The organism is Aeromonas sp. QDB23, from assembly GCF_027707745.1.
Lineage (GTDB): Bacteria > Pseudomonadota > Gammaproteobacteria > Enterobacterales > Aeromonadaceae > Aeromonas > Aeromonas allosaccharophila.
Window position 1 is genome coordinate 1 of the sequence record NZ_JAPCJA010000149.1, and the last position, 1302, is coordinate 1302.

General features: G+C 53.8%; 2 protein-coding genes. Both read right to left on the bottom strand.

Annotated elements, in window-relative coordinates:
- Window positions 1-443 precede the first annotated feature (443 nt).
- Window positions 444-866 (bottom strand): hypothetical protein, encoded by a 423-nt coding sequence (locus PG888_RS22880; protein WP_270694469.1) that lies wholly within the window; start codon window positions 864-866, stop codon window positions 444-446.
- Window positions 863-1198, bottom strand: coding sequence for a hypothetical protein (locus PG888_RS22885; protein ID WP_270694468.1), 336 nt, complete (start codon window positions 1196-1198; stop codon window positions 863-865). The genes PG888_RS22880 and PG888_RS22885 overlap by 4 nt, the downstream gene beginning before the upstream one ends.
- Window positions 1199-1302: the final 104 nt, after the last annotated feature.

A 1302-nucleotide genomic window follows, 5' to 3' on the forward strand; every position in this document is an offset into this window, starting at 1 on the left:
GCCATGATCTCGCACCTCGATAACTGTACGTAAGATCAGTATAGTTCGTGGTGGCTGCTAATCATGGGTAATCAGGAAAATCAATACTCATTAAATGGTATCGCACTGAGCGTTGGATCATAAGGTAGCCCTATTTTCAATACAACCATGGGGGCACACACGGGACTCATTACTCCAGGCCGATCCCTGCCACACCTATATTCGCCGCTCCACTCAGCGCGGACCCGTTATCGCCAGTAGGCTGTCGTTTTTCAGCCACCTTTTGTCATGAGTTGTCTTTGGCTCGCACAAAACCAACCCTCTGATATTCCGACATGCATGCGCCACCCTTCGTCCGAATGCGGGTATTGGATATCCCGAACCCGATGACAACGCCTCTGGCTCACGAGATCCCGTGTCATCACTGCATCGGGGGGCATATCGGTATCATCGCGTAGATGTAGTCAGCGGCACTCATTGGCGATGAGCTGTTGCCCTTCGGCCAGGCCGGGCTGCCAGACGGCATCGAGCATCAATTTGAGTAGCAGTTCGGGCGGATTATCGAGAAACCGGCCCGTTTCCTGCGGCAAACGGCCATCGGCCCGATACACCTGGCTGGCCTGAACCTGCCCGGTTTCATCGACGATCTGGATGATGCCGTTAAGTTCTCCCTGCTCACCTGGCTGACAAGAGAGTCTAAGCTCGCGCGTCTCCCCCAACAGGGTGAACGCCCGGCACAGCGGCGGAGTATCCTCGTAATCGGGCCAGTTGAAGAACTTGTATTGCTTGGCGAGGGTGCCCGCCCGCTGGCAAAACTGGTCAAACAGCAGGGCGATGCCCTGATACTCCAGATCCAGCAGCTGCGCTTGCTCTTCAATACGTTTCATATATTTGACTCCTTACTACCGATTTGTTCGAAAATTGATTTTCCAATATTGCCCTGATGGAACTTGAGTCCACCGAAAATAAAGCCCGCCGATAGCAACTGAAACGCCACCAATAACCAACTGATATTTTGTGATATGTCTTCCGACACCGCCTGATGAGTCAGATAAACCACCAGAGCAAAAAGGCCCAGCAGCAGGGTATTCACCAGCGTGGTGGAGAGGAAAGCCACGAGCCAGGCCAGCTGCACGCTCAGGGCCGCCAGCACGGCGCCCATGGCGATGCGCGCGGCGATAAAACAGCCGAAGAAACCAAAGCCCAGCAGAAATATCAATTCGTCGTACCAGAGGTAACACCCCATCCCAGGGCAAGATCGCGAACGTTTTTTAAGCAGGGCACGAGGATTTGACCGACCGAACAGGGTGTGATCTTATACTC